The following is a 23,201-nucleotide window of genomic DNA, read 5'->3' on the forward strand; positions in this document are numbered from 1 at the left end:
TTTCTCTCGAGCATGAGCGGAGTTGAGCGAGGGGGGAGGGGCGATGTGCCACCGCTGTTACGCCAGAGCATTCTGATGGCCTACAAAGTCCGGCTTCCCGCTTGCCCGACCGTTTCGCATCCCCCCTAGACTGAATCTCCAGCAGGTGGCTGCACGCTCGAAAGGCGCCCACGTGTCCATCGGCAACTCTCCAGAAGAGGATGACCGGCCCTCCGTCGAGGACGACCGGATCGAGGACGACCGGCCCTCCGTCGGACGATCCCTCCAGCAAGCCCGTATCGACGCCGGACTGACCGTGGACGAGGTCAGTTCGAACACCCGTGTACGCGTTCCGATCATTCACGCGATCGAACAGGACGACTTCACCCGTTGTGGTGGACGCGTCTACGCCCGAGGACACATCCGCACCCTGGCGCGGGCCGCCGGCATCGACCCCGCCCCGCTCGTCGCGCAGTACGACGCCGAGCACGGCGGCCGCCCCGCACCCACCCCCGCGGCGCCGCTCTTCGACGCCGAGCGCATCCGCCCCGAGCCCCGGCGGCCCAACTGGACGGCCGCCATGGTGGCCGCCATCGTCGCCGTCGTCGGCTTCGTGGGGTTCACCCTCTTCAACGGCGGAGCGGAGAGCGGCCCCATCTCGGCCGACCCGGCCTCCAGCAAGCCGTCCGCGGCGCCCAGCGTCAAGAAGGGCTCCAAAAAGGTCTCCGACCCCAAGGTGTCCGACCCCAAGGCCGAGGCGTCCGCCAGCGCCATCGCCGGCGTCCCGGCCAACAAGGTCACCGTCAAGCTGACCGCCGAGAACGGCCAGACCTGGATGTCGGCCAAGGACCACAACGGCAAGCTGCTGGAGGAGGGCGTGCTCAAGCGCGGCGCGTCCAAGACCTTCACCGACAGCAAGCGGATCGACCTGGTGCTGGGCAACGCCGGGGCCGTGCAGCTGTTCGTGAACGGCAAGGAGGTCAAGAACCTCGGCGACGACGGCCAGGTCCAGCGGCTGAGCTACACCCGGGGCGACCCCTCGGCGGGCTGACCGGGGCCGGGGGCGCACGACGCGGGGCGCGGCGGGCCGGTGGGTGATCAGGCTCTCCGCGCCCGTCGGCCACTCGGCAGCGGATGCGGCGCCGGGACAAAGTAGGCTGAGCCCTATGCCCGAACGCCGTACCGTCGCTCTTGTCACACTTGGCTGCGCCCGTAACGAGGTGGACTCGGAGGAGCTGGCAGGCCGCTTGGCGGCGGATGGCTGGGACCTCGTCGAGGACGCCGCCGATGCCGATGTGGCCGTCGTCAACACCTGTGGCTTCGTCGAAGCCGCCAAGAAGGACTCCGTCGACGCCCTGCTCGAGGCCAACGATCTGAAGGATCATGGCCGTACCCAGGCCGTCGTGGCCGTCGGCTGCATGGCCGAGCGCTACGGCAAGGAGCTCGCCGAGGCGCTCCCCGAGGCCGACGGCGTGCTCGGCTTCGACGACTACGCCGACATCTCCGACCGCCTCCAGACCATCCTCTCCGGCGGCGTCCACGCCTCCCACACCCCGCGCGACCGGCGCAAGCTGCTGCCGATCAGCCCTGCCGAGCGGCAGGGCGCGGGCCAGGGCGGCAAGGTCGCCCTGCCCGGCCACGCGCAGGCTGCGGCCGACGCCCAGCCGGCCGAGGAGGCCCCGGCCGACCTGCCGGAGGGCATCGCGCCGGCCTCCGGGCCCCGGGCGCCGCTGCGCCGCAGGCTCGAGTCCAGCCCCGTCGCCTCCGTGAAGCTCGCCTCCGGCTGCGACCGGCGCTGCTCGTTCTGCGCCATCCCCTCCTTCCGCGGGTCCTTCATCTCCCGCCGCCCCTCCGACGTGCTGGGCGAGACGCGCTGGCTCGCCGAGCAGGGCGTGAAGGAGATCATGCTGGTCTCCGAGAACAACACCTCGTACGGCAAGGACCTCGGCGACATCCGCCTGCTGGAGACGCTGCTGCCGGAGCTGGCGGCCGTCGACGGCCTGGAGCGCATCCGGGTCAGCTACCTGCAGCCCGCCGAGATGCGGCCCGGCCTCATCGACGTGCTGACCTCCACGGAGAAGGTCGCGCCCTACTTCGACCTGTCCTTCCAGCACTCCGCGCCCGGCGTGCTGCGCGCGATGCGGCGCTTCGGCGACACCGACCGGTTCCTGGAGCTCCTCGAGACGATCCGCGGCAAGGCGCCCCAGGCGGGTGCCCGGTCCAACTTCATCGTCGGCTTCCCCGGCGAGACCGAGGAAGACCTGGCGGAGCTGGAGCGTTTTCTGGTAGGGGCGCGCCTGGACGCCATCGGTGTCTTCGGCTACTCCGACGAGGACGGCACCGAGGCGGCCACGTACGACGGCAAGCTCGCCCCCGAGGTCGTCGCCGAGCGGCTGGCCCACATCTCCCGGCTGGCCGAGGAGCTCACCGCGCAGCGCGCGGAGGAGCGCGTCGGTGAGACGATCGAGGTACTCGTCGACCGTGTGGACGACGAGGACGGAGTCATCGGCCGCGCGGCCCACCAGGCTCCCGAGACCGACGGCCAGGTGCTGCTCACCATGGACGACGAGCCCGCGCCCGGCCGGATGGTCGTGGCCAAGGTGGTGGCGAGCGAGGGCGTGGACCTCATCGCCGAGCCGCTCGGGATCGAGGGCGGGTGTACCGAGGAGGCGGGCAGATGAGCGGACTCCCGGCCTCCGCCGCAGGAGGCCCGGCACCCACGACGGGCGTGCGGCCGGCCGGGTTGTGGAACATCGCCAACATCCTGACCATGGTGCGGCTGCTGCTCGTGCCCGGGTTCGTGCTGCTGATGATGCACGACGACGGCAAGGACCCGGCCTGGCGCTCCTTCGCCTGGGCGGCCTTCGCCATCGCGATGATCACCGACCTCTTCGACGGCCACCTGGCGCGCACCTACAACCTGGTCACCGACTTCGGCAAGATCGCCGACCCGATCGCGGACAAGGCGATCATGGGCGCGGCGCTGATCTGCCTGTCGGTCCTGGACGACCTGCCGTGGTGGGTCACCGGCGTGATCCTGCTCCGCGAGATCGGCATCACGATGATGCGGTTCTGGGTCATCCGGCACGGTGTCATTCCGGCCAGCCGGGGCGGCAAGCTGAAGACGCTCGCCCAGGGCGTGGGCGTGGGCATGTACATCCTCGCGCTCACCGGGCCGCTGGCCACCCTGCGCTTCTGGGTGATGGCGGTCGCCGTCGCGTTGACCGTCCTGACCGGTCTCGACTACGTCAAGCAGGCCCTGGTCCTGCGCCGGGCCGGGCGCTCCGGGAGTCCGGCGCGGTGAGTGCGGCGGTGGGCGGCGCCGCCGCGGACGTCCTGGGGGCCCTGCTGGCGCGCGACGAGACGGTGGCCGCGGCGGAGTCGCTCACGGGCGGCCTGGTCGCCGCCGAGCTGACCGCCGCACCGGGCGCCTCCCGCACGGTGCGCGGCTCGGTCACCGCGTACGCCACCGACGTCAAGCACGATGTGCTGGGCGTGGACGGGGTGCTGCTGGCCGAGCGCGGGGCCGTGGACGGCGACGTGGCCCGCCGGATGGCCGAGGGCGTACGGATGCTGCTGGGCGCCGACTGGGGGGTCGCGACGACCGGGGTCGCCGGGCCGGATCCCCAGGACGGCAAGGACGTCGGCACGGTGTTCGTCGCCGTCGCCGGGCCGCGCGGAGCGGGTGCCGTGCGACGGCTGTCGCTGGACGGCGGCCGCGCGGAGATCCGGGCGCAGAGCGTACGGGCGGTCCTCGCGCTGCTTATGCGCGAACTCACGGGGAACGCGAGGGCAAAGGATACGGAACACAACGGGGGGAATTGATGTTTGCAGCCCTGAGTGAACACGACATAGCTCCCCGCACGGCCGCACCCCGAGACGGTACGGTGGGGCGTGAAGGAACCGGATTCGCGGTCCAAGGAGGGAGCCACCGATGATTCTGCTCCGTCGCCTGCTGGGTGACGTGCTGCGTCGGCAGCGCCAACGCCAGGGCCGCACTCTGCGCGAGGTCTCCTCGTCCGCCCGGGTCTCGCTCGGATATCTCTCCGAGGTCGAGCGCGGTCAGAAAGAGGCGTCCTCCGAGCTTCTCTCCGCAATCTGCGACGCTCTGGACGTACGGATGTCCGAGGTCATGCGCGAGGTGAGTGACGAGCTGTCGCTCGCCGAGCTGGCGCAGTCGGCGGCGGCGAGCGAGCCGGTACCCGCGCCGATGCGGCCGATGTTCAATTCGGTGTCCGTGACGTCCGTGACGGGCGTTCCGGGGGAGCGCGTGACCATCAAGGCCCCTGCGGAGGCCGTGGACGTGGTCGCGGCCTGATCCGGGCAGACACAGCCTGGACGGCATCTGTTTCACGTGCAAGACCCCGGCCGGAACTTCCGGCCGGGGTCTTCGCATACCCGGGTCTTGCCTCTCCCGGCCGCCCGGGTCTTCGCGTCCCCCGGACGTCCGCTCTGCGCGTCCCCCGGCCGCCCGGGTCTTCGCGTCCCTGGGCCGGTTCGGCTTCCTCCGGCTGATTCGGTTTGGCTGTGCCATGGTGGGAAAAGCGGGCCATAGTGACACAACGGGGCGAAGGAGGAAGCGGATGTCTGTTGTGAAGAGCCCTCTGTCCGAGCAGGACCGCAAGATCGTCGGCGATGCCCTGCAGGGCGCGCTCGTCGACCTCGTCGATCTCTCGCTCGTGGCCAAGCAGGTTCACTGGAACGTCGTGGGCCCGCGGTTCCGCTCGGTGCACCTGCAGCTCGACGACGTCGTCGCGAGCGCGCGCACGCACGGGGACACGGTCGCCGAGCGGGCCTCGGCGCTCGGCATCACCCCGGACGGGCGGGCCGAGACGGTCGCCAAGACCAGCGGCATCGACCCCGTCGGGGGCGGCTGGATCAAGGACACCGACGCGGTACGGACCCTGGTGGACGCGCTCGGTGCGGTGATCACGCGCATGCGCGAGCGCATCGAGGCGACGGCCGAACCGGACCCGGTCACCCAGGACATCCTCATCGGCCTCACCGGCGATCTCGAGAAACACCACTGGATGTTCCAGGCCGAGGACGCCTGAGCGGAGCCCCCATGTGTGAGCACCCGGTGATCCGCTTCACGGATGAGCTGACGGTGGTCTCGGACCTCGACCAGGAGACGGCGGGAGTCTTCGTGCGCGCGGTCTACCAGGAGGGCGTCCGGGAGGGCGAGCAGCGCGTGGTCGTCGAGCTGCACCGGCGCGACCGGGAGATCGACGCGCTGGAGCGCGAGCTGGCCCGGCTGCGCGGCGAGCCGGCCGACTGAGGCCCGGCCGAGGAGGCACACATGGTCCGGCGGAACGTCCGGGGCCACCGGAAGCCCCCGGGGCCCGGTGTCAGGGTGCTCGCGTTGGTGGCGGGCGGGCTGTGGTGCTGGGCCGTCTTCCGGCTGCTGCTCCAGCCGGGACGCACCGGGCTCGCGGAAGGGCTGATCGCGACCGGCGGATGGGGGCTGAGCCTGCTGCCCGTGCACTGCTCCCCGCGCCGCGAACGCCGCCGGGACGCGCGGCCCGGGAAGCCCTGAGGGCGCTGAACCCCGACCGGGCGCCCGGGATCACCCGGCCGGCCCAGCGGCCTCCGGGGCGGTCAGCCGGTGGGCGGCGCGGGGCCCGTCTGGCAGTGGGGGCACCAGTAGGTGGAACGCTCCTGGCAGGCCGGGCCCTGCCCGGCGGCGAGGACCGGGGTGCCGCAACGGCGGCACGGCCGCTCGGCCCGGCCGTACACCCACAGGCGGCGGTCGGGGCGGGCGTCGGCCGTGGTGATGCGGGCGGTGCGCTCCTTGTTGGCCTCGAGCAGCTTCCGGGCGAGCGCGACCAGGCGGACCGGGTCGGGGAGGGTACCGACGGGCAGCCAGGGGGTGACGCGCAGCAGGAAGCACAGCTCGGACTTGTAGACATTGCCGATGCCGGCGAGGTTGCGCTGGTCGAGGACGGCCTCGCCGACGGTGCGGCCGGGGTCGGAGAGCAGCCGGCTGACGGCCTCCTCGGCGTCCCAGTCGGGGCCCAGCAGGTCGGGGCCCAGGTGCCCCACGACGGTGGACTCGTCGGTGGTGCGCAGCAGGTCCAGGGCCAGGAGGCGGTAGCCCACGGCGGTGTGACCGGAGTTGGCGAGGACGGCCCGGATCTGGTGGGCCGGGCCGCCGCGCGGTCGCTCACCGGGGGCGTGGATCCGCCAGGAGCCGTCCATGCCCAGGTGGGAGTGGAGGGTGAGACCCCCCTCGACGCGGGTGAGCAGGTGCTTGCCGCGCGGGACGACCTCGGTGACGGCGCGGCCGGTGAGGTCGGCGGTGGCGAGCTTGGGCACGCGCAGGTCGCAGCGGAGCAGCGGTTCGCCGGTCAGGGCGTGGTGCAGGTCCCGCGCGGTGCGCCAGACGGTGTCTCCTTCGGGCATGGGACATCTCCTTCGGGCCTGAGCCCATGATGTCGCCCTCGCTCAGGCGGCGCGCAGTCGCAGCCCCCGCGGTGTGGCGTGGAAGCCCGCCGACTCCAGGAGGGCCCCCAGCGGGGACGTCAGGGCGGCCGCGCCGTTGACGCGCTCGACGGTGACGGTGCCCAGGGCGCCCGCGCGGGCCGCCTCGGCCAGGGCGGCGGCCGCTTCCCGCAGGCCTGGGTCGTCGGCGCTCGCCGGGCCGTCGCCCTCCTGCTGCGGCCAGGCCAGCAGGGTCTTGCCGCCGCGCTCCACGTAGAGCGCCAGCGCGCCGTCGAGGAGGACGACCAGGGAGCCCGCCTTGCGCCCCGGCTTGTGGCTCGCGCCGGCGGGCGGCTCGGGCCAGGGCAGGGCCGCGCCGTAGGCGTTGGCCGGGTCGGCGGCGGCCAGCACCACCGCCCGGCGGCGGGCGGGCCGGTCGGACGGCGGCCGGACGTCCCAGGGCGCCTCGGGGGCGCCGCCGGAGCGCTCACGGGCCGTGCCGGCGGCCCGCAGCCGGTCGATGGCGCCGTCCATGGCGAACTGGGCGGCGCCCAGACCCTCGACGACGTAGCCGCGGCGGGCCTGGCCGCTCTCCTCGAAGGCCGCCAGGACGCGGTAGGCGGCGGAGAAGCCGCCCTCCACGCCCTCGGCTGCCACCGCGCCCCGGGTCACCACGCCGTGCCGGTCCAGGAGCGTACGGGCCAGGGCGTGCGCCCGGTGCGTGGCGTCCGGCTCGCGTTCGGGAAGCAGCGACCACCGTCCCGCGACGGTCGGGGGACCGCCGCGCGAGGCGGTGGGCCTGCCGGGAGGGGCGGGGGCGGCCGTACGGCCGAGGAAGGCGCCGTAGCGGCCGCGCGGGACCGCGCGCTTGGCGCGGTGGGCCGTGGAGCCTGCCGTACGGCCGGAGCCGAGGAAGGAGCGCAGCGGCGCGAGGGTGTCGTTGGTGAGGCGGCCGGTCCAGGCCAGGTCCCAGACGGCCTCGGCGATCCGGGCGTCGGTGCCGGCCGAGTCGCCGAAGTCCGGGGCCGCCGCGCGGACCCGGTCGGCGATCTGACGGAAGAACAGGCCGTAGCCGCCGGACAGGGCCTCCAGGACCGCCTGGTGCACCGGCGAGAGCTCCAGCGGGTGCGGTGCGGGCAGCAACAGGGGGGCCGCGTCGGCGAGCAGCAGGGAGACCCAGCCGTCCTTGCCGGGAAGCGCGCCCGCACCGGCCCAGACGATCTCGCCCGCCGCCGTGAGCTCGTCGAGCATGGCGGGGGAGTAGTCCGTCACCCGGGAGGGCAGGACGAGCTTCTCCAGGGCGGAGGCCGGCACCGGGGCGCCCTGCAACTGCTCGACGGCGCGCACCAGCCCGTCGACGCCGCGCAGGCCGTGCGCGCCGATGTGCTGCCACTGGGGGAGGAACGCGGCGAGGGTGGCGGGCGGCACGGGTTCGAGTTCGTGCCGCAGCGCGGCCAGCGAGCGGCGGCGCAGCCTGCGCAGCACGGCCGCGTCGCACCACTCCTGGCCGATGCCGGAGGGGTGGAACTCGCCCTGGACGATCCGGCCGGCCGCCGCCAGCCGGTGCAGCGCGCCGTCGGTGACGGCCGTGCCGAGGCCGAAGCGCCCGGCCGCCTGGGCCGAGGTGAACGGGCCGTGGGTACGGGCGAAGCGGGCCAGGAGGTCGCCGAGCGGGTCCTTGACGGGCTCGGTGAAGGCCTCGGGCACGCCCACGGGCAGGGCCGTGCCCAGGGCGTCGCGGAGCCGGCCGGCGTCCTCGACCGCCGCCCAGTGCTCCCGGCCGGCGATCCGCACGCGCAGGGCGCGGCGGGCGTTTGACAGCTCCTTCGCCCACAGCGGCTCGGCGCCGCGCTCGGCCAGCTCGGCGTCGGTCAGGGGGCCGAGGAGGCGCAGCAGGTCGGCCACGCTCTCGCGGTCCTTGGCGCGGCGGTCCTCGGTCAGCCACTGCAGCTCCCGCTCGAGCTCGGTGAGCACCTCCGGGTCGAGCAGCTCGCGCAGCTCGGCCTGGCCCAGCAGCTCGGACAGCAGCCGGGAGTCCAGGGAGAGGGCGGCCGCCCGGCGCTCGGCGAGGGGGGAGTCGCCCTCGTAGAGGAACTGGGCGACGTAGCCGAAGAGCAGCGACCGGGCGAACGGCGAGGGCTCGGTGGTGGTCACCTCCACCAGCCGGACCCGGCGGGACTCGATGTCCCCCATCAGCTCGGTGAGGCCGGGGACGTCGAAGACGTCCTGGAGGCATTCGCGGACGGCTTCCAGGATGATCGGGAACGAGCCGAACTCGCTCGCCACCTGCAGCAGCTGGGAGGCGCGCTGGCGCTGCTGCCACAGCGGGGTGCGCTTGCCGGGGCTGCGGCGCGGCAGGAGCAGGGCGCGGGCGGCGCACTCCCGGAAGCGGGAGGCGAACAGGGCGGAGGAGCCGACCTGGTCGGTGACGATCCGCTCGACCTCGCCCTTGTCGATGGTGACGTCCGCGGCCCCCACGGGGGACTGCTCGCCGTCGTACTCGGCGCCCTGCCGCGCCGGATCGGCGTCCAGCAGGTCCAGGCCCATCACGTCGGCGTCGGGCAGCCGCAGCACGATGCCGTCGTCGGCGTGCATCACCTGGGCGTCCATGCCGTAGCGCTCGGCGAGCCGGGCGCCGAGGGCCAGCGCCCAGGGGGCGTGCACCTGGGCGCCGAAGGGGGAGTGGACGACGACCCGCCAGTCGCCCAGCTCGTCGCGGAAGCGCTCGACGACGATCGTCCGGTCGTCGGGCACGTGCCCGCACGCGCCGCGCTGCTCGTCGAGGTAGGACAGGACGTTGTCCGCCGCCCACCGGTCGAGGCCCGCGGCGGTGAGCCGCTCGCGGGCCGCGTCGGGCGCGAGGCCCCCGATCTCCCGCAGGAAGGCGCCCAGCGCGCGGCCCAGCTCGAGCGGTCGGCCCAGCTGGTCGCCCTTCCAGAACGGCAGCCGGCCGGGCGTGCCGGGGGCGGGGGTGACCAGGACGCGGTCGCGGGTGATGTCCTCGATCCGCCAGGACGTGGTGCCCAGGGTGAACACGTCGCCCACGCGCGACTCGTAGACCATCTCCTCGTCGAGCTCGCCGACCCGGCCGCCGCCCTTCTTGGGGTCGGCGCCCGCCAGGAAGACCCCGAAGAGCCCGCGGTCGGGAATGGTGCCGCCGGAGGTGACGGCCAGGCGCTGCGCCCCCGGGCGGCCCGTGACCGTGCCGGCCACGCGGTCCCAGACCAGGCGGGGCCGCAACTCCGCGAAGGCGTCGGAGGGATAGCGTCCGGCGAGCATGTCGAGCACCCCGGAGTACGCGGACTCCGGCAGCGAGGCGAAGGGGGCCGCGCGCCGCACCAGGGCCAGCAGCTCGTCCACGTCCCAGGTGTCCATGGAGGTCATGGCGACGATCTGCTGGGCGAGCACGTCCAGGGGGTTGGAGGGCACGCGCAGCGACTCGATGGCGCCCTGCCGCATCCGCTCGGTCACCACGGCCGCCTGCACCAGGTCTCCGCGGTACTTGGGGAAGACCACGCCCGTGGAGACCGCGCCGACCTGGTGCCCGGCGCGGCCGACGCGCTGCAGCCCGGAGGCGACCGAGGGCGGCGACTCCACCTGCACGACGAGGTCCACCGCGCCCATGTCGATGCCCAGCTCCAGGCTGGAGGTGGCCACGACGGCGGGCAGCCGGCCCGCCTTGAGGTCCTCCTCGACCAGGGCCCGCTGCTCCTTGGAGACCGAGCCGTGGTGCGCGCGGGCGAGGATCGCGGGGGCTCCCCTGGCCGCCCCGGACTCGGCCATCAGCTCGGCGGGGGAGTGGTGCTCGGGCAGGGGCTCGCCAGTGGCGCGCTCGTAGGCGATCTCGTTGAGCCTGTTGCACAGGCGCTCGGCCAGGCGGCGGGAGTTGGCGAAGACGATCGTGGAGCGATGGGCCTGGACGAGATCGGCGATGCGCTCCTCCACATGCGGCCAGATCGACGGCTTCTCCTTGCCGTCGCCGCCCTCCTGCACGGGGGAGCCGCCCAGCTCCGCGAGGTCCTCCACCGGCACGACCACGGACAGGTCGAACTCCTTGCCGGACGGCGGCTGGACGATCTCCACCTTGCGGTGCGGGGAGAGATAGCGCGCCACCTCGTCGACCGGCCGTACGGTCGCGGACAGGCCGATGCGCCGGGCGGGGCGGGCGAGCAGCTGGTCCAGGCGCTCCAGGGACAGCGCCAGGTGGGCGCCGCGCTTGGTCCCGGCGACGGCGTGCACCTCGTCCAGGATCACCGTCTCCACGCCCGTGAGCGCCTCGCGGGCGGCGGAGGTGAGCATCAGGAACAGCGACTCGGGCGTGGTGATCAGGATGTCCGGCGGGCGCGTGACCAGCGCCCGGCGCTCGGCGGCGGGGGTGTCGCCCGAGCGGATGCCGACCCGGATGTCCGGCTCGGGCAGCCCCAGCCGCACCGACTCCTGGCGGATGCCCGTGAGGGGGCTGCGCAGGTTGCGCTCGACGTCGACGGCGAGGGCCTTGAGGGGGGAGACGTACAGCACCCGGCAGCGCTTCCCCCGCTCCGCGGGCGGCGGGGTGCTCGCCAGCCGGTCGAGGGAGGCGAGGAAGGCGGCCAGGGTCTTGCCCGAACCCGTCGGGGCGACGACCAGGACGTCCGAGCCCTCCCCGATCGCCCGCCAGGCCCCGGCCTGGGCGGCCGTGGGCGCGGTGAAGGCCCCCGTGAACCAGGCGCGGGTCGCGGGGGAGAACGCGTCCAGGGACGCGGCCGGGTCGTCCGCCGGAACGTGCTCCGTGTCGTTCGCCATGCCCCCCATCGTGCACCGCCCCACTGACAATGCCCTCAGGCGCAGGTCACGGGTGCTGGAGCGGGCGTCCGTACGCCCGCAGCGTCAGCAGCGCGTCGATGGTCACCATCGGCCGGCACTCCAGGAGCGTGCCCGGGGCCCAGGCCCGCCACAGCACCGGCCAGCCGCCGTCCGGCTCCTGGGCGGCGGCGAGGAAGTCCAGCGACCGTGCCAGCTCGGCGTCGGTGAACCAGGAGCGGGCCAGCGAGGCCGGCGTGCGCGCGTAGTCGTGCGGGAAGTGGTACTCGCCCGGCGCGTAGCCCTCCGGCAGGGGGTGGCCGTCCGCGTGCTCCGGGTCCAGGACCGCCAGCCGCTGCTCCCGCACGGCCCGGCCGAGCCGTTCGGCCGCCGCCTCCGCCCGGCCCCGGTCGGGCGCCCCGTCGAGGAAGGCGATGGCCGCCTTGACCTCGTACGGATGGGTCCGCGCCCCCTTGCCCAGGGCGTCGACGGCGGCCCAGCAGAAGTCGGTGGCCCGGAACAGCCAGGCGTGCCAGACCTCGTTGCGGTGCAGCAGCCCCACCACGGGGCCGGTGGCGAGCAGGTCGCTCGGCGGGTCGTCCACCACCGGGATCCAGGGGGCCGCCGGATAGCCGCGCAGCGAGGGGTGCAGGGCGGGCAGCGCGCCGTCCGGGGTGGAGACCGCCGTCAGATAGCGGCACACCCGCTCCACCCGCCGGTCCCTGCAGTGCCCGATCTCGTCCAGCACCCGCAGGGCGTGCGCGGTGTGCAGCGGCTGGCTCACCGGTCCGCGCAGATCGGGCTCCAGGGCGAACCCGAAGCCCCCGTCCTCGCCCTCGTACGCGGCCAGGGACGCCTCGACGGCGCCGGGGTCGCCGCCCAGGAAGTGGAAGGCGAATCTGCGCTGCTCCAGGACGCGGGCGGTGAGCCAGATGAAGTGTTCGGCACGGGCTACGGCGGATGCTCCGGATGGGGCCATGCACAAGACCGTAGGGCGGCCCGGTGCCCCCGGTCAGCGGCTCGTGCGCGGCTGCACTCTCAGGGGCGGGATACTTGGCCCATGCGGTTGACGGTCTTCTGGCAGCGAATGGCTGACTATTTCGGCGCGGCGTACGCCGACTCCTTCGCGCGCGATCACGTGATGTCCGAGCTGGGCGGCAGGACGGTGCACCAGGCACTGGACGCGGGCTGGAACGCCAAGGACGTCTGGCGCGCGGTGTGCAGGGCTCTGGAGATCCCCGAGGACAGGCGCTGACGCCTGCCCTGGTCCGCCCGGATGCCGTGAGGGTGCGTCCGGGTCGTGAAGCCGCAGTTCATTTCGTCCGATAGTCCACACTTGCTCCGTGGCAGCGACAGACGACAACGCCCCGGACGAGCCCCGACCGCCCCGGACCGCCGCCGACGACGCGCGCATGCCGCGCTGGCTGCCCCGCGCGGTGGTGGTGACCCTCGCGCTGTTCGCCTGCTTCCAGCTCGCGAGCTGGGCCTTCCACCAGCTCATCGGCCTCCTCGTCAACATCCTGATCGCGTTCTTCCTGGCGCTCGCCATCGAGCCGGCCGTCGACCGGATGTCCGCGCGCGGCATGCGCCGCGGACTGGCCACGGGCCTGGTCTTCCTCGCGGTGACCGTCGTCATCGTGGGCTTCTCCACGCTCCTGGGCTCGATGCTCGCCGGGCAGATCCAGACCATGGTGGAGAACTTCCCCTCCTACCTGGACTCGGTCATCCGGTGGATCAACCGGACCTTCCACACCCGTCTGTCGCGGCCGGAGATCCAGCACAGCGTGCTGCACTCGGACTGGCTGCAGAAGTACGTGCGCAACAGCGCCGGCGGCGTGCTGGCCGTCTCCGCCACGGTCCTCGGCGGGCTCTTCCAGCTGCTGACCGTCCTGCTCTTCTCGTTCTACTTCGCGGCCGACGGGCCCCGGCTGCGCCGCGCGCTGTGCTCGGTGCTGCCGCCGCAGCGGCAGGCCGAGGTCCTGCGCGCCTGGGAGCTCGCGGTCGCCAAGACCGGCGGCTACATCTACTCGCGCGCCCTGATGGCCCTGATCTCCGGCATCGCGCACTACGTCCTGCTGGAGGTGCTGGGCGTGCCCTACGCCCCGGCGCTCGCCGTGTGGGTGGGCCTGGTGTCGCAGTTCATCCCGACCATCGGCACCTACCTCGCCGGCGCGCTGCCGGTGCTGCTGGCCTTCACGGTCGACCCCTGGTACGCGGTGTGGGTGCTCGGCTTCGTCGTGGTCTACCAGCAGTTCGAGAACTACGTGCTGCAGCCGCGCATCACCGCCAGGACCGTGGACATCCACCCGGCCGTGGCCTTCGGCTCGGTGGTCGCGGGCGCCGCGCTGCTCGGCGCGGTGGGCGCGCTGGTCGCCATTCCGGCGACGGCGACGCTGCAGGCGTTTCTCGGGGCGTACGTCAAACGTTATGAGGTCGCGGCGGAGGTGGCGGACGCCGACCGCGGGCGCCGGCCGGGCCGGCGGGGGCGGCCGGGGGAGCGCCCCGCGTGGCTCGAGCGGTTGCGCAGGGCGCTGCGCAGGCACTGATCCGGGGCCGCGGCGGGCCGGAGTGGCGCGCTTGACAGCAAAATCGAACATCCATTCTTATGGGGTTCCCGGCCCCGCGGAGGCGCGAAATCCGCCGGGGTTATCCACAGGCCGGGGCGACGCCCGGGCGCATTGTCAGTGGCAGGCGTTAGCGTCGTGGACGTGAAGCGATCGACTCAAGCAAACCGGGTGGAACCCATGGCAGGCACCGACCGCGAGAAGGCGCTGGACGCCGCGCTCGCACAGATTGAACGGCAATTCGGCAAGGGCGCCGTGATGCGCCTGGGCGACCGGGCGAACGAGCCGATCGAGGTCATCCCGACCGGGTCGACCGCTCTCGACGTCGCCCTCGGCGTCGGCGGACTGCCCCGCGGCCGTGTGGTGGAGATCTACGGACCGGAGTCCTCCGGTAAGACCACCCTCACCCTGCACGCCGTGGCCAACGCCCAGAAGGCGGGCGGCACGGTCGCCTTCGTCGACGCCGAGCACGCCCTCGACCCCGAGTACGCCCGGGCCCTGGGTGTCGACACCGACAACCTCATCCTGCTGGAGATCGTGGACATGCTGGTCCGCTCCGGTGCCCTCGACCTGATCGTCATCGACTCCGTCGCCGCCCTGGTGCCGCGCGCGGAGATCGAGGGCGAGATGGGCGACTCGCACGTGGGTCTGCAGGCCCGCCTGATGAGCCAGGCGCTGCGCAAGATCACCAGCGCGCTCAACCAGTCCAAGACCACCGCGATCTTCATCAACCAGCTCCGCGAGAAGATCGGCGTCATGTTCGGCTCCCCGGAGACGACGACCGGTGGCCGGGCGCTGAAGTTCTACGCCTCCGTGCGCCTGGACATCCGCCGCATCGAGACCCTCAAGGACGGCACGGAGGCGGTCGGCAACCGCACCCGCGTGAAGGTCGTCAAGAACAAGGTCTCGCCGCCCTTCAAGCAGGCGGAGTTCGACATCCTCTACGGCCAGGGCATCAGCCGCGAGGGCGGCCTGATCGACATGGGCGTCGAGCACGGCTTCATCCGCAAGGCCGGCGCCTGGTACACGTACGAGGGCGACCAGCTCGGCCAGGGCAAGGAGAACGCCCGCAACTTCCTCAAGGACAACCCCGACCTCGCCAACGAGATCGAGAAGAAGATCAAGGAGAAGCTGGGCGTGGGCGTCAAGCCCGAGACCCCGGCGGCCGAGCCCGGCGCGGACGCCGCGGCCTCCGCGGGTGAGCCGGCCAAGTCCGTGCCCGCCCCGGCCGCCAAGTCCGCGGGGAAGGCCGCCAAGGCCGCGACCAAGAGCTAGCGGTGGCACAGCGAAGCGAGTGGCCCGAGCCACGCGAGCCTCGCGCGGACGCCCGTACGGGCGGTGGCGCCCACTCCTCGTCGAGGGCCGGGGGCGGAGCGCCACCGTCGCCGGAGGAGCAGGCGCGGGCGATCTGCCTGCGCCTGCTCACCGGATCGCCGCGCACGCGCAAGCAGCTCGCGGACGCGCTGGCCAAGCGCGGCATACCGCCCGAGACGGCGGAGGAGGTGCTGTCCCGGTTCGCGGACGTGGGCCTGATCGACGACGCCGCCTTCGCCGACGCCTGGGTGGAGTCCCGGCACCGCGGCCGGGGCCTGGCCCGCCGCGCCCTGGCCCGCGAGCTGCGCACCAAGGGCGTGGACTCCACGCTGATCGACGAGGCCGTCGGCCGGCTGGACGCCGAGCAGGAGGAGCGCACGGCCCGCGAGCTGGTCGAGCGCAAGCTGCGCTCGACCCGCGGCCTGGACCGGGAGAAGCGGCTGCGCCGCCTCGCCGGGATGCTGGCCCGCAAGGGATATTCCGAAGGCCTCGCCCTGCGCGTCGTGCGCCGGGCCCTGGAGGAGGAGGGCGACGACTCCGAGCTGCTCGACGCCTACCTGCCCTCGGACTGACGCCTGCCCTCGGACTGAAACGGCGCGGGGCGGTGTGTGACGGGCAGTCCCGCCGCCCGCCAGGCCTGGAAGCCCCCGGCCAGATCGGTCGCCCGGTGCAACCCCAGCCTGCGCAGCGAGACGGCCGCCAGCGACGACGCGTAGCCCTCGTCGCAGACCACGACCACCCGCAGATCATGGCCGGTGGCCCGGTCCGCGCGGTGGTCGCAGAGCGGGTCGAGCCGCCACTCCAGTTCGTTGCGCTCCACCACGAGCGCGCCCGGAATCGTTCCGTCGCGCTCCCGCAGCGCCGCGTAGCGGATGTCGACCAGCAGCCCGCCGTCGGCCTGGACGGCGGCGGCCTCGGCGGGGCCGAGGCGGTCGAGCTCCGCGCGCGCGGCGGCCAGCAGTTCCTCGACCCTCATCGCCATTCCTCCGCCCACTCCACCTGCTCGAGCCTGAGCACCTGACCGGTGCGGCTGTACCGCCGCATCATCGGCAGCGGCGGGTAATAGGCGTGCACCGACACCGCGTGGGCGTCGGCGGAGGCATTGAACACCTGATGCACATGGTGCGGGCCGAAGGCCCGGCCCTGGCCGCCGTCGAGCTGCCGCTCGCGGTCGACGCCGTCCGCCAGCTCCAGCAGCGTCCAGCCCTCGGTGGGCAGCTGGGCGGCCAGCGACTGCTCGGTCAGCCGTCCGGCCGCCGTGGCGAAGGCGCCGTGCGAGCCGCCGTGGTCGTGCCAGCCGGTGCCGGTGCCCGGCGGCCAGCCGATGAGCCAGGCGTCGCTGCCGCCCGGCCCCTCCAGCCGGATCCAGGTACGCCCCTCGGGGTCGAGGGGCAGCGAGGCAACGAGCCGCGCGTCGGCCGCCGTCCGGCGCGCGAAGTCGAGGAGTTCGGCCTCGACGGGACGGCCGGGCCGGGCGGAAACAGGCAGGGAGGCGCGTACGGGGGAAGACACAGGGAACCGTCCTGAGCGATCGCGAAGGAAGCGCGCGACGCCGGCACCCTGGGAGGGCGCGGCCGCGCGGGGTGGGGAAGCGGATCAACAGGACGGACGACAGACACAGCCCGCGTAGCGGACCAGGTCCAGATGGACCCTCCGCCAGAAACGCGCGCCGTCGTCAGTCACGCTCCGGAGTCAACCATGGTGGTCCGGGCCGGTCAACGATTGGCCGTAGCCTCACTGGTGGCTTCGTCGGGCGTCCCCTCGGCCACGCCCGGAGCACGCGCGGCCTCCCGCGCGCCGCCGCGCGCCGCGTCGGCGCACGCGTACAGCTCCGCGGGCCGGACCCCTTCCAGCGCGGCCACCAGGTGACCGTCCGGCCGCACCACCAGGACCGTGTGCGCGGCCGCGCCCGGATAGCCCTCGGCGACCAGCAGTTCCGCCCGCATCGGCAGCGCCGAGACGGCGGCCGCCAGCCGGGGCATCAGGCCGGCGCCCAGCCAGTGCCGCCGCTCCCACACTCCCGTGCCGGGCGCGACGAGCACCACCAGCAGATCCCCGCCCAGCCGGTCCCGCAGCCACACCTCCGAACCGTCCGGTGCCGTCACCGGAACGTCGGTCACCGGCGCCCCCACGTCCGTGCCCACCAGCACCGAGCTGGCCGGCGGGGCGGCGGGAAGCAGGGGCGTACGGGCGTACACCGGCGGCGCGGCCTGCGTCCCGCGCCCCAGGTGGCCATCGGTCAGCAGCGTGTCGTGACCGCGTACGGCGCCCGGCACGACCGTGCGCCGTACGGAGTGCCATCCGCCCTCGGCGCGCACCGCGGGCAGCGCGCGGTCGGCGGCGCGCAGCCGCTCCGCCACCGCGCCCCGGCGCTCGGCCTGATAGCTGTCGAGCAGCGCGTCCGAGGCGCCGTGGTGCCAGGCCAGCGCCAGCTTCCAGGCGAGGTTCTCGGCGTCCCGCAGCCCCTCGTCGAGCCCCTGGGCGCCCAGCGCCCCCAGCAGGTGCGCGGCGTCCCCGGCCAGGAAGGCGCGCCCGCTGCGCCAGCGGCGCGCGAGGCGGTGGTGCACGGCGTGCACGCCGGTGTCCAGCAGGTCGTACGCCGGTACCTCCCCGCACCACACCGACAGCGCGTCGCGGACGTGCTCGAGCAGCGCGTCGGGGGTCACCAGGCCGCCGTCCGGCGGCAGCAGCCAGTCCAGCCGCCACACTCCGTCCGGCAGCGGACGGGCCGTCACCTCGCGGCCGCGCGGCGGCGAGCGGTGCAGCACGGCCTCGCCCGGCCAGGGCAGCTCGACCCGGAGCGCGGCGACCGCGTGCCGCTCGACGGCCGTACGGCCCGGGAAGCGCGCGCCCAGCAGCTTGCGCACGACGGAGCGGGCGCCGTCGCAGCCGATCACATAACTGGCCCGCCAGACGGTGCCGTTGTCGCCGCGGGTGTGCACGGTGACGCCGGAGGAATCCTGCTTGACGATGGTCAGCCGGCTGTCGCGGACGATCCGCACGTCGGCCTCCTTGGCCAGCGCGGCGCACAGCTCCCGCGTCAGCGCGTGCTGGGGCAGGTGCAGCGGAGACGGTTCTGCCGCGCCTCCCGTGGTCGCGTCGTCCCCTGACGCCCCGGCCGCCCCGTCCTCACCGGCCGCCTCGAACATCTCGAGCTCACCGGGCTCCCTGGACTCCCCGGCCTCCTCGTAGCCCTCGGGCTCACCGGAGTTCACCACTCCACCCGGAGCCGCGAACGACACCCGCGTCACCACCGACCGCCGGCGCATCGTGCGCCACGCCGACCAGCGGGCACCCTCCGGCGTGGCGCACCCCAGCCGGTCCAGCAGCGCGGCGGTCTCCGGCCGCAGCACGGCGGTCCGGGCCAGGCGCCCGTCCTCCTGGCCCAGGGCCTCGGCGGGCGACTCGTCCAGCACCGTGACGGGCACCTCGTACCGGGCCAGGGCCAGGGCCAGCGTGAGCCCGACCGGCCCGGCCCCGACGACGATCACCGGGTCCACGGCACAGCTCCCCGAGCCCTGGTACGGACGGTGACCTGACCGTGTGCGTGGTGCGTACGGGACGTACGGGGACTGGCAGGGGGAAATCGGTGCGCGATCACAGAACGTATGCAACCCATTGCCGCTGCTTGCGTCAAGCGATCAGGGGCCTCGCCACGGCGCGCCGGACGCGTGCGCCCCGCCGGCCCGGGCGGGCCGACGGGGCATCAGCTGTGCGTTCCGCGCCGGGAGTCGGTTCCGGCGCGCCGGAGCCGCCCGGGGTTCACCCGTGGGCGCTGTCGCCCGTGAGCGCCGGGTCGTCGGCGGGCATCGCCGGCGGCGCGCCCTTGCGGGAGCGCTGTGTGCGCCGTTCGACCCAGGTGGCGACGGACGACAACGCCAGGCACAGCAGGATGTAGATCGAGCCGAAGACGATCACCATCGGGATGAAGGCGTAGACGCCGTTCACGGGCGGGGTCTGCTGTGCGAAGGCGCGGCCGACGAACAGCAGCTCCTCGTACAGGATGATGAAGCCGAGGGAGGTGTCCTTCAGGGTCACCACCAGCTGGCTGATGATCGACGGCAGCATCGAGCGGACGGCCTGCGGGACGAGGACGCTCGCCATCACCTGCGTCTTGCGCAGCCCGATCGCGTAGGCGGCCTCGCTCTGCCCCTTGGGCACGGCGTTGATGCCCGACCGGAAGATCTCCGCCTGCACCGAGCCGTTGTAGAGCACCAGCCCGATGATCAGCGCCCACATCGGGTCCGCCGTGAACACCGCCGCGTACAGCAGGAAGATCATGATGAGCAGCGGCATGGCCCGGAAGAACTCCACGACCACCGTGGCCGCCCAGCGGACGGGCTTGTGGTCCGACAGCCGGGCGGCTGCCAGCAGCGCGCCCAGCGCCAGTGAGAGCACCGCGGCGATCGCGAAGGTCTTGAGCGTGGTCAGCAGGCCGTCGACGATGCGCTGCTGGGTCTCGGCGTACTCGTAGTCGTCCCACAGCCCGGCCTGGAACTGCCCGGTGTCGTCCAGCCGGTAGAGGATGAAGCCGATCAGGGCGACGAGGGCGACCGTGGCGAGAGCGCCGTAGAGGCGGTTGCGGACCCGGGCCCTGGGCCCCGGGACGTCGTACAGGACGCTGCCGCTCATCGGGCCACCGCCAGCCGGTTCTCCAGCAGCCGGAAGAGGCCGCTGATCGTGAATGTGATGATGATGTAGCAGATCGCGATCCACAGGAAGATCACGTAAATGTTGTAGCCCGACGCCGCGTTGAGCGTCTTCTGCACCGAGCCGAGCTCGGTGACGTTGAAGCCCGACGCGATCGCCGTGTTCTTGGCGAGGGCGATCAGCAGGCTGCCGATGGGCGGGATCGCCGTCCGGGCTGCCTGCGGCAGCACGATCTGGCCGAGCGTCTGGCTGAAGGTCATCCCGATCGAGCGGGCGGCCTCCGCCTGTCCGACCGGGACCGTGTTGATGCCGGACCTGATGGCCTCGCAGATGAACGCCGAGGTGTAGCACCCCAGGGCCATCACCGCGAGCCAGAAGGAGTCCCAGCCCTTCAGGCCGAGCGCGGGCAGCCCCAGGGTGACCGCGAGGAAGAGCAGCACCAGCGGGGTGTTGCGCAGCAGCGTCACCCACGCCGAGCCGAATATTCGCAGCGCGGGCACCGGAGAGACGCGGAACGCCGCGATCAGGGTGCCCAGCACCAGGGCGAGCACTGCGCTGAGCGCCGTCAGCTCGACGGTGCCGAGGAAACCTTCGCGGAACATCGCGAAGTTGTCCGACAGAACGTTCACGTCACTTCTCCGGGTATCGCGTGGCGGTCATCCGGCACCGATCGCCGGGTCAGTAACGCTCGACGGCGGGCGGGTTGGGAGCGGCCGCTCCGGACTTGCCCAGCGTGGCGTCGTACGCCTTCTTCCAGTCGCCGTTCTTCACGTGGGCCTCGAGCGCCTTGTTGACCGCCTCGCGCAGCGCCGTGTCCTCCTTCTTCAGGCCGACGCCGTACGGCTCCTTGGAGAAGGTGTTGCCGACGACCTTCAGGGCGCCCTTGTTCTCGGCCGCGTAGCCCTTGAGGATCGAGTCGTCCGTGGTGACCGCGTCGATGGAGCCGTTGACCAGGTCCTGCACGCAGAGCTGGTAGCCCTGCTGCGCCTTGGCCTCGGCGACGCCGTACTTCTCCTCCTTGATCCGCTTGAGCGGGGTGGAGCCGGTCGCCGAGCAGACCTTCTTGCCCTTGAGGTCGTCGGGGCCCTTGATGGAGCTGTCGGCCTTGACCAGCAGGTCCTGGCCGGCGATGTAGTAGGGGCCGCCGAAGCCGACCTGCTTCTTGCGCTCGTCGTTGATCGTGTACGTGCCGACGTACAGGTCCACGCCGCCGCTGGCGATCTGCGTCTCGCGCGCCTCGGTGGGAACGGTCACGAACTTGATGTGGTCCTCGTCGAAGCCGAGGTCGGCCGCGATCATGCGGGCGATCTCGACGTCGAAACCGGAACGCTTCTTGGTGCCGGGGTTCTCGTAGCCGAGGCCGGGCTGGTCCGCCTTGGTGCCGATCGTGATCGTCTTGCCCTTGACCTTCGCGAAGACCGGGGAGTCCTTGACGTCGGCCGACGTGTTGACCTTGTACGTCAGCCCCGACGGCGCGGAGGCGCCGTCGGAGGCCTTGTCACCCTTGTCGTCGGGGCTGCCCGACTTGCCGCAGGCGGTCGCGGTCGCGGCGAGCGCCAGCACCACGGCGGCCGCTGCGGCGGTGTTGCGGAGCTTCATGAAGAACATCCTTTGCGTCTGCGGGGCGTTGGCGTCGGTTGCCGGTGCGACAACGGTGGGGGGAGAGGTTTGAAGGGAACCCGCCCGTAAACGGTGCGCGGTTCGCGGCGACGGCCGGACGCGGCGGTGCGCCGGTGGGGAAGAAGCGACGGTTCAGTGATGCAGGATCTTCGACAGGAAGTCCTTGGCCCGGTCGCTGCGGGGGTTGCTGAAGAACTGGTCCGGCCGCGCCTCCTCGACGATGCGGCCGTCCGCCATGAAGACCACGCGGTTGGCGGCGGAGCGGGCGAAGCCCATCTCATGGGTGACGACGACCATCGTCATGCCGTCCCGGGCGAGCTGCTGCATGACCTCCAGCACCTCATTGATCATCTCCGGGTCCAGCGCCGAGGTCGGCTCGTCGAAGAGCATCACCTTCGGGTCCATCGCCAGCGCGCGGGCGATCGCCACCCGCTGCTGCTGACCGCCGGACAGCTGCGCGGGGTACTTGTCCGCCTGCGCGCCCACCCCCACCCGGTCGAGCAGCGTCCGGGCCTTCTCCTCGGCCTCCTTGCGGGCCTTCTTGCGGACCTTGACCTGTCCCAGCGTCACGTTCTCCAGCACGGTCTTGTGCGCGAAGAGGTTGAACGACTGGAAGACCATGCCGACGTCCGAGCGCAGCCGCGCCAGCTCCCTGCCCTCCTGGGGCAGCGGCTTGCCGTCGATGGTGATCGAGCCGGAGTCCGTGGTCTCCAGCCGGTTGATCGTGCGGCACAACGTGGACTTTCCGGACCCCGACGGCCCGATGACGACCACGACCTCGCCACGCGCGATGGTCAGGTCGATGTCCTGGAGCACATGCAGCGCGCCGAAGTGCTTGTTGACCTTGCTCAGGACGACCAGTGCGTCCGCGGCGGGTGCCGCGTCCTTGGTCACCGATATCTCGCTCATCGGCGTTCCTCGCTCCGTCCTCCTCGGTTGGGGTGGACCCTAATGAGCGGCAACGAGCAGCGTCATTACATCTGAGCTGAAATTGAGCATAACGATCCGGCCTCAAACGGACACTGAGCGTCAACAGGACACCCGGGGGCGTACGGGCGTACCGGCTGCATAACAGAAGCCCCCGCGAGGGCAGGAACCCCTTGACGCAGCGGCCATCCATCGGCGTGGATGCGGTGTTGCCGCACCACAGCCGCCCGGAGGGGGCCCATGAGACTGCTGCTCGTGGAGGACGACGACCACGTCGCCGCCGCCCTGTCCGCCGTACTGGCCCGGCACGGCTTCGAGGTGACCCACGTGCGCAGCGGAGAGGACGCCCTGCAGGCGCTCCTGCCGGGCGGTGGCGTGCCCTTCGGCGTCGTCCTGCTCGACCTGGGGCTGCCCGATCAGGACGGGTTCGAGGTCTGCGGCAAGATCCGCAAGCGCACGGCCACGCCCGTCATCATGGTGACCGCCCGCTCCGACACCCGCTCGAAGATCCACGGGCTGAACCTCGGCGCCGACGACTACGTGGTCAAGCCGTACGACACCGGCGAGCTGCTCGCCCGCATCCACGCCGTCGCCCGGCGCACCCCGGCCGCCGAAGCCGGCCGGCCGCCCGAGCCCGGCGGCCCGGAGGCCCTGAGGCTGGGCCCCCTGACCATCGAGCTCCCCAACCGCCGCGTCTTCGTGGACGGCGCCACCGTCCCGCTCACCCGCAAGGAGTTCGACCTGCTGGCGCTGCTCGCCCAGCGGCCCGGCGTCGTCTTCCGCCGCGAACAGATCATCAGCGAGGTCTGGCGCACCAGCTGGGAGGGGACCGGGCGCACCCTCGAGGTGCACGTCGCCTCGCTCCGCTCCAAGCTGCGGATGCCCGCCCTCATCGAGACGGTCCGGGGCGTCGGCTACAAGATCGTCGTCCCGGCGTAGGCACGCGAG

General features: G+C 72.9%; 24 protein-coding genes. 13 read left to right on the forward strand and 11 right to left on the reverse strand.

Annotated features, from left to right (window positions below):
* Positions 1 to 172: 172 nt before the first annotated feature.
* The 8 genes from IE295_RS00035 (at position 173) to IE295_RS00070 (ending at position 5,515) form a co-directional block, all read left to right on the forward strand.
* Entirely contained in the window at positions 173 to 1,030 is an 858-nt protein-coding gene (locus IE295_RS00035) for a helix-turn-helix domain-containing protein (protein WP_372478784.1), read from the forward strand.
* A 115-nt stretch (positions 1,031 to 1,145) separates the two neighbouring features.
* Positions 1,146 to 2,660 (forward strand): 30S ribosomal protein S12 methylthiotransferase RimO, encoded by a 1,515-nt coding sequence (rimO, locus tag IE295_RS00040; protein ID WP_190061303.1) that lies wholly within the window; start codon positions 1,146 to 1,148, stop codon positions 2,658 to 2,660.
* A complete protein-coding gene (gene pgsA / locus IE295_RS00045; protein ID WP_190061304.1) occupies positions 2,657 to 3,283 on the forward strand; it encodes a CDP-diacylglycerol--glycerol-3-phosphate 3-phosphatidyltransferase in 627 nt (208 codons plus the stop codon). Before rimO ends, pgsA begins: the two co-directional genes overlap by 4 nt.
* Positions 3,280 to 3,804 (forward strand): CinA family protein, encoded by a 525-nt coding sequence (locus tag IE295_RS00050; protein WP_372478785.1) that lies wholly within the window; start codon positions 3,280 to 3,282, stop codon positions 3,802 to 3,804. The genes pgsA and IE295_RS00050 overlap by 4 nt, the downstream gene beginning before the upstream one ends.
* Positions 3,805 to 3,913: 109 nt before the next feature.
* Complete coding sequence (locus tag IE295_RS00055) at positions 3,914 to 4,297, forward strand: helix-turn-helix domain-containing protein (protein ID WP_086566431.1); 384 nt, start codon at positions 3,914 to 3,916, stop codon at positions 4,295 to 4,297.
* Between the two features lie 265 nt (positions 4,298 to 4,562).
* Positions 4,563 to 5,033 carry a Dps family protein gene (locus IE295_RS00060; protein ID WP_190061305.1) on the forward strand — a complete coding sequence of 157 codons (471 nt, stop codon included), beginning with the start codon at positions 4,563 to 4,565 and terminating at the stop codon, positions 5,031 to 5,033.
* A gap of 11 nt (positions 5,034 to 5,044) precedes the next feature.
* Positions 5,045 to 5,257: a hypothetical protein gene (locus IE295_RS00065; RefSeq protein ID WP_190061306.1), complete on the forward strand. Its 213-nt coding sequence runs from the start codon at positions 5,045 to 5,047 to the stop codon at positions 5,255 to 5,257.
* A 21-nt stretch (positions 5,258 to 5,278) separates the two neighbouring features.
* Complete coding sequence (locus IE295_RS00070) at positions 5,279 to 5,515, forward strand: hypothetical protein (protein ID WP_190061307.1); 237 nt, start codon at positions 5,279 to 5,281, stop codon at positions 5,513 to 5,515.
* Between the two features lie 62 nt (positions 5,516 to 5,577).
* Here IE295_RS00070 and IE295_RS00075 read toward each other — a convergent pair whose 3' ends face one another.
* Genes IE295_RS00075 through IE295_RS00085 form a run of 3 tightly spaced genes read right to left on the reverse strand, consistent with a single transcriptional unit; the run spans position 5,578 to position 12,157 of the window.
* Entirely contained in the window at positions 5,578 to 6,381 is an 804-nt protein-coding gene (locus IE295_RS00075; RefSeq protein ID WP_190061308.1) for a DNA-formamidopyrimidine glycosylase family protein, read from the reverse strand.
* Between the two features lie 42 nt (positions 6,382 to 6,423).
* A complete protein-coding gene (locus tag IE295_RS00080) occupies positions 6,424 to 11,181 on the reverse strand; it encodes an ATP-dependent helicase (protein ID WP_190061309.1) in 4,758 nt (1,585 codons plus the stop codon).
* 46 nt (positions 11,182 to 11,227) lie between these two features.
* Positions 11,228 to 12,157 carry a hypothetical protein gene (locus IE295_RS00085; protein ID WP_190061310.1) on the reverse strand — a complete coding sequence of 310 codons (930 nt, stop codon included), beginning with the start codon at positions 12,155 to 12,157 and terminating at the stop codon, positions 11,228 to 11,230.
* Positions 12,158 to 12,238: 81 nt separating this feature from the next.
* Here IE295_RS00085 and IE295_RS00090 point away from each other — a divergent pair, with 81 nt between their 5' ends.
* From IE295_RS00090 to recX, 4 genes are all read left to right on the forward strand, one after another.
* On the forward strand, positions 12,239 to 12,433 hold the full coding sequence (locus IE295_RS00090; protein WP_086566421.1) for a DUF3046 domain-containing protein: 195 nt from the start codon (positions 12,239 to 12,241) through the stop codon (positions 12,431 to 12,433).
* 88 nt (positions 12,434 to 12,521) lie between these two features.
* Positions 12,522 to 13,724 (forward strand): AI-2E family transporter, encoded by a 1,203-nt coding sequence (locus IE295_RS00095; RefSeq protein ID WP_224322922.1) that lies wholly within the window; start codon positions 12,522 to 12,524, stop codon positions 13,722 to 13,724.
* A gap of 198 nt (positions 13,725 to 13,922) precedes the next feature.
* Positions 13,923 to 15,017, forward strand: coding sequence for a recombinase RecA (gene recA / locus IE295_RS00100; protein WP_190061311.1), 1,095 nt, complete (start codon positions 13,923 to 13,925; stop codon positions 15,015 to 15,017).
* Positions 15,018 to 15,019: 2 nt separating this feature from the next.
* A complete protein-coding gene (gene recX / locus IE295_RS00105; RefSeq protein ID WP_190061312.1) occupies positions 15,020 to 15,628 on the forward strand; it encodes a recombination regulator RecX in 609 nt (202 codons plus the stop codon).
* Here the strand turns inward: recX and IE295_RS00110 are convergent.
* The 8 genes from IE295_RS00110 to IE295_RS00140 all read right to left on the reverse strand — a co-directional run bounded on the left by IE295_RS00110 (position 15,610) and on the right by IE295_RS00140 (position 22,235).
* Complete coding sequence (locus IE295_RS00110; protein ID WP_190061313.1) at positions 15,610 to 16,032, reverse strand: rhodanese-like domain-containing protein; 423 nt, start codon at positions 16,030 to 16,032, stop codon at positions 15,610 to 15,612. The two genes, recX and IE295_RS00110, sit on opposite strands and share 19 nt — an antisense overlap.
* Positions 16,029 to 16,568 carry a cupin domain-containing protein gene (locus tag IE295_RS00115; protein ID WP_190061314.1) on the reverse strand — a complete coding sequence of 180 codons (540 nt, stop codon included), beginning with the start codon at positions 16,566 to 16,568 and terminating at the stop codon, positions 16,029 to 16,031. Before IE295_RS00115 ends, IE295_RS00110 begins: the two co-directional genes overlap by 4 nt.
* Positions 16,569 to 16,652: 84 nt before the next feature.
* Complete coding sequence (locus IE295_RS34355; RefSeq protein ID WP_372478799.1) at positions 16,653 to 16,739, reverse strand: putative leader peptide; 87 nt, start codon at positions 16,737 to 16,739, stop codon at positions 16,653 to 16,655.
* A 32-nt stretch (positions 16,740 to 16,771) separates the two neighbouring features.
* A complete protein-coding gene (locus IE295_RS00120) occupies positions 16,772 to 18,556 on the reverse strand; it encodes an FAD-dependent oxidoreductase (RefSeq protein ID WP_190061315.1) in 1,785 nt (594 codons plus the stop codon).
* Between the two features lie 262 nt (positions 18,557 to 18,818).
* Positions 18,819 to 19,688: an amino acid ABC transporter permease gene (locus IE295_RS00125; RefSeq protein ID WP_190061316.1), complete on the reverse strand. Its 870-nt coding sequence runs from the start codon at positions 19,686 to 19,688 to the stop codon at positions 18,819 to 18,821.
* Complete coding sequence (locus IE295_RS00130) at positions 19,685 to 20,335, reverse strand: amino acid ABC transporter permease (RefSeq protein ID WP_190061317.1); 651 nt, start codon at positions 20,333 to 20,335, stop codon at positions 19,685 to 19,687. The genes IE295_RS00125 and IE295_RS00130 overlap by 4 nt, the downstream gene beginning before the upstream one ends.
* 49 nt (positions 20,336 to 20,384) lie before the next feature.
* Positions 20,385 to 21,305 (reverse strand): glutamate ABC transporter substrate-binding protein, encoded by a 921-nt coding sequence (locus IE295_RS00135; RefSeq protein ID WP_190061318.1) that lies wholly within the window; start codon positions 21,303 to 21,305, stop codon positions 20,385 to 20,387.
* A gap of 153 nt (positions 21,306 to 21,458) precedes the next feature.
* On the reverse strand, positions 21,459 to 22,235 hold the full coding sequence (locus tag IE295_RS00140) for an amino acid ABC transporter ATP-binding protein (protein WP_190061319.1): 777 nt from the start codon (positions 22,233 to 22,235) through the stop codon (positions 21,459 to 21,461).
* Positions 22,236 to 22,493: 258 nt separating this feature from the next.
* Between IE295_RS00140 and IE295_RS00145 the strand changes: the two genes are divergently transcribed.
* Entirely contained in the window at positions 22,494 to 23,192 is a 699-nt protein-coding gene (locus IE295_RS00145; protein ID WP_190061320.1) for a response regulator transcription factor, read from the forward strand.
* Positions 23,193 to 23,201 lie beyond the last annotated feature (9 nt).

The organism is Streptomyces griseocarneus, from assembly GCF_014655595.1.
Taxonomy (GTDB): Bacteria; Actinomycetota; Actinomycetes; order Streptomycetales; family Streptomycetaceae; genus Streptomyces; species Streptomyces griseocarneus.